Source organism: Pseudoalteromonas sp., from assembly GCF_041613455.1.
GTDB lineage: Bacteria > Pseudomonadota > Gammaproteobacteria > Enterobacterales > Alteromonadaceae > Pseudoalteromonas.
Genome location: NZ_JBFJHD010000243.1, coordinates 1 through 4,242, shown reverse-complemented (window position 1 = coordinate 4,242; position 4,242 = coordinate 1). Strand labels below are relative to the sequence as shown.

Annotated in this window: 5 protein-coding genes; all 5 read right to left on the bottom strand. The window is 40.3% G+C overall.

Annotated features, from left to right (window positions below; translation table 11 throughout):
* Positions 1 to 13: 13 nt before the first annotated feature.
* Positions 14 to 214 (bottom strand): DUF3185 family protein, encoded by a 201-nt coding sequence (locus tag ABYB02_RS15205; RefSeq protein ID WP_372763250.1) that lies wholly within the window; start codon positions 212 to 214, stop codon positions 14 to 16.
* Between the two features lie 277 nt (positions 215 to 491).
* Complete coding sequence (locus ABYB02_RS15200) at positions 492 to 1,484, bottom strand: tetratricopeptide repeat protein (protein ID WP_372763249.1); 993 nt, start codon at positions 1,482 to 1,484, stop codon at positions 492 to 494.
* 2 nt (positions 1,485 to 1,486) lie between these two features.
* Complete coding sequence (locus tag ABYB02_RS15195; RefSeq protein WP_372763248.1) at positions 1,487 to 2,464, bottom strand: type II secretion system F family protein; 978 nt, start codon at positions 2,462 to 2,464, stop codon at positions 1,487 to 1,489.
* A 3-nt stretch (positions 2,465 to 2,467) separates the two neighbouring features.
* On the bottom strand, positions 2,468 to 3,436 hold the full coding sequence (locus ABYB02_RS15190; RefSeq protein ID WP_372763247.1) for a type II secretion system F family protein: 969 nt from the start codon (positions 3,434 to 3,436) through the stop codon (positions 2,468 to 2,470).
* Positions 3,437 to 3,447: 11 nt separating this feature from the next.
* On the bottom strand, positions 3,448 to 4,242 hold a 795-nt coding region (locus ABYB02_RS15185), incomplete at its 5' end, for a CpaF family protein (RefSeq protein ID WP_372763246.1).

Sequence of the window (4,242 nt, the reverse complement as noted above, 5' to 3'; positions counted from 1 at the left end):
GCCCTACTCACAGTTAATCGCACTCATTAATTTTAATAAAACCAACTAAAATAGTAATTGCCCCACAGCCCATACTAAGCCAAGCTGCTAAAGGTATCTCAACACTGAAGGCAACCATTTCGTTTACATTTGTTGCATCGTACACATTATACCCCCAAGTCACTAGCGCTATACCCATCACAATCAGTAATATCCCAATAATTTGATTATTCATTATTACCTCCTATTTAAGCGAACTTTCCCGTTAAATAACACCTATAGGCTAATTTATCGGCATAGTAGTGACTGTTTACGCTTAAAATCCACATTTATCCCTTAGTTTTCATCAGCTCTTGGCTGCCTCTATTGCCAACGCTGGCAAGTTTCAGTTGTGTTCGCTGCTCATGCACTGCTTTACAAAATATTTCCGCCAACGGTGCACTTTTTAGTACACCTACACGCTGCATGTCGGTTGTTTGTTAAAGCCCATTATTAGCCACAAAACTGCCCCGTTATTGGTTCGATTGATAAGGTAATGCAATATTGGTTTGCCCTTGCCTTAAATACGACTGGGTATTTTGTAAATTAATGTTACCTTTTTTATAATAAGAGGGTGATAACTCAACCGCTGTTTGTAAAAAGTATTCTGACTCTTTTAAGCGCCCATCTAGCATCAATAAATAACCAATATCGTTATAAGCTTGTGCTTCAGTCATTACTTGCTTAAATAAGCGTAACGCGCTGTTGTACTGGCCATAGCGTACATAAATCAAGCCTAAATTTAATTTTGCGCGCTTAAAGTGGGGATCGTGGTCAAGGGCTTTTTTATAGTAATATTGTGCTTGTTTATAGTTATTAGTTAAGTAATAAGAGTAGCCCAAGTTAGTGTAAATTAACGACTGATTGCGCTGTGTGCCTAACAGAGTAATAAATACATCTTGCGCGTAAGTGTGTTGATTATCCATATCTTTTATCACTGCATAAGCATTATAAGCTAGCAATGGCGAATCTTGATCGAGCGGTACAATAGCTGTTTCTATGTCAGCATTGTTTAAACGTTGCTGATCATATAACACCGCATGATACAAATAATTTCTGGCTTTATCTAACTGTTGCTGCTCTAGGTAACTAATCCCCACCTGACCTAACGCGGGCCCATACTGTGGGTCTATCTCAATTGCTTTTGTAAAAGCACGCATCGCTAATTTAGGGTTATTTAAACGGTTTTGTAACACCCCTACTTGATATAAAAGCGCCACATCTTCGGGCGCTAATTCCAATGCTTGAATATAAAAATATATGGCCTTTTGCCATTGGTTGTTACTTTCTTCTTCTAGAGCAGATGTAATCAAAGCCTGCTTTGACGCCGCTAAATTACTGGCGCTATTTGCTTGCTCTTTGGCTGATGCGCGATTTGCATTATTCGTAGAGCTACAGCCCATTGCCGAAAAAAGCACTAGGGTTACCAAAATTATGACGATATTTTTGTGTGTATAATAATTCATAATTAAAAAGCCTTATCCCATACATTCATTATTTTTAATACCGCGGGGCCAACAGCAACAATAAAAAAAGACGGCCAAATACACAGCATCATCGGAAAAATCATTTTCACCCCCAACTTAGCCGCTTTTTCTTCTGCGGCTTGCAGGCGTTTATCGCGATATTCTTCGGCATACACCCTTACCGTCTGCGCCACCCCAGTGCCTAATCTAAGGCTTTGTACAATTACCGAATTCAAGCCTTTAATCCCTTCTAAGCCGGTTCTATCACCAAATTCCTGTAACGCTTGCTGCATAGACACGCCCACGCGGACTTTTTTACACACTAAGCTTATTTCATGGGCTAATTCTGGATGCACAAACATCAGTTCGTTGGCCACCCGCTGAAAGGCCTCTAATAAGCCTAGGCCAGATTCACAACATACAATCAATAAATCCAACGCATCGGGGAAATACCTATTCATACTCAGCATCCGCTTATTTGCTAAGCGGGTTAAAATGAGCCCTGGCAACACATAAAACAAACCAAAACCTATAGCAAAGATATAAATGGTGATCATAAAACTCACATCACCCATAAACTTCATAATGATAATGGCTAAACTAATACCCAGTATGACAGATAATATTTTCAGCGCGTTATAAACCTTTAACGCGTTTTGTGAATGAAAACCGGCATTAATTAATAATTTTCGTGTACTTTTATCGCCAGCAAAACTGCTGTGAATAAAAGGCATATATTTTAATTTATCTAAGTTATGTTCTAATGAGTGCGCATACTCTTCATACCCCCCCTTACTGATACTAGGTTGATGCTGCAGTTTTGCTAACTGTGCTTTAATAGGAGAATACATACCAGAGATTAAATAATAACCGGCTAACGCGAATGTAACACCGGCCAAACCTGCCACAAAAAGAATAACCCAACGCACCTGTTGCGAGTCGGCAATAAAGCTGTTTAATAACCCTTGTATATAGTCCATGAGTTACACCTCAATTTTGATTAATTCTTTAATCCAATAAATCCCAATAAGCATACCGACTCCACCAATCTTCAGCAGGCCAATACCATCTTCGGTTCCGGTTAATTCACTCACATAACTAGGCGATGTCAAATACAACACTGCAAATAATACAAACGGCATCAGCACTAAAACCCAGCCAGATAAACGCCCCTCTGCCGACAGTGTCTTTATCCTTCTTTTGAAGGTAAAGCGTTGTCGAATAATTTTCGATAAATTATCGATATTCTCGGCTAAGTTGCCGCCGGTCGACTTTTGAATTGCAACCACACTCGAAAATGCCATTGCAGAGGTGCTCGGCACACGTTTTACAAAGTGTAATAAGGCCATTTTAATATCATCACCATAATTAATCCGGTTAAACATTAGTTTAAATTCGTCAGGTAAATCACCTTTCATCTCTTCAAATACCAGTTTTATAGCATCACTAAACGCATAACCGGCTTGTAAGGCCCTTTTTAAAACATCTAACGCTTCGGGAAACTGCGCTTCAATACGCTCCATTCGTTGGTTAATGCGCCTGTTTAGCATAAAATGAAAGCCGAGTAACACTATCAGCGCAAATAACACACTAAATACCTTATCATTACTGAAGTAATACATAAGAATACTGGCGAGCGCACTGACAACTAAAGCCAGCAGTAAATATTGATGGCCTAACCATTTCGAGCCCGACAGCTCCATTTTATAAGTTAAATCTGCAATTACAGGCAGTGATTCGAGCCAGCGCCTAAATGGGGGTAGCTTATTAACCCTATCACTTAGCAGCAAGGTACTCTGTAACTTGTCATTTCCTGGCGCTAACTTGCGTAAATGTTGTTTTAATTTTTTGGTATTAGCGCGCTGCGGGTTATATACCGAAACAAACAAACTTTGCGCCAACAATACCACTATGGCAAAAACTAAAAGCAGAAAAAATAACTGTGGACTCATGAGAACTCCCGTTAAAATTGCCTGTTGGGTAAATCAACTTCAAACAAGTGATATGGAACGTCAATTCCTTTAGTGTTAAGTTGTTTATGACATAAAGGCACCACGCCCGTTGCGCGAAAGTGGCCTGTTACTTGGCCTTCTGCGTTAGTACTTTCTCGCTCAAAGGTAAAAATTTCTGACATAGTGATCATATCGCCTTCCATACCAGTTACTTCTTGAATACTGGTAATACGGCGACAGCCATCTTCGTGACGCTGTAATTGGATCACTAAATCAATTGCCGAAGAAATTTGCGCTCTAATATTATGAATGGGCATGTCAAAACCGCCCATACATATCATATTTTCAAGCCGGCCTAAGGCGTCTCTGGGACTATTTGCATGTAAGGTGGTTAACGAGCCTTCATGCCCGGTGTTCATTGCCGCTAACATATCAATTGCTTCGGCACCACGTACCTCACCAATTACAATACGATCAGGACGCATTCTTAAGCAGTTTTTTACCAGTTCGCGTTGGTTAACCTCGCCTTTGCCTTCAATGTTAGCTGGACGCGTCTCTAGACGTACCGTGTGGGGTTGTTGTAATTGTAGCTCCGCTGAATCTTCTATGGTGATAATCCTTTCTGATTTAGGAATGTATCCAGATAAAATATTTAGCAATGTGGTTTTACCACTGCCCGTTCCCCCTGAAACCAACACATTTAATTTGCCAATTACACCCGCGCGGATAAACTGCCCCATTGCTTGGTTCATCGAGCCATAATCAATAAGTTGCTCGGCTGATAATTTATCAACGGTAAAGCGGCG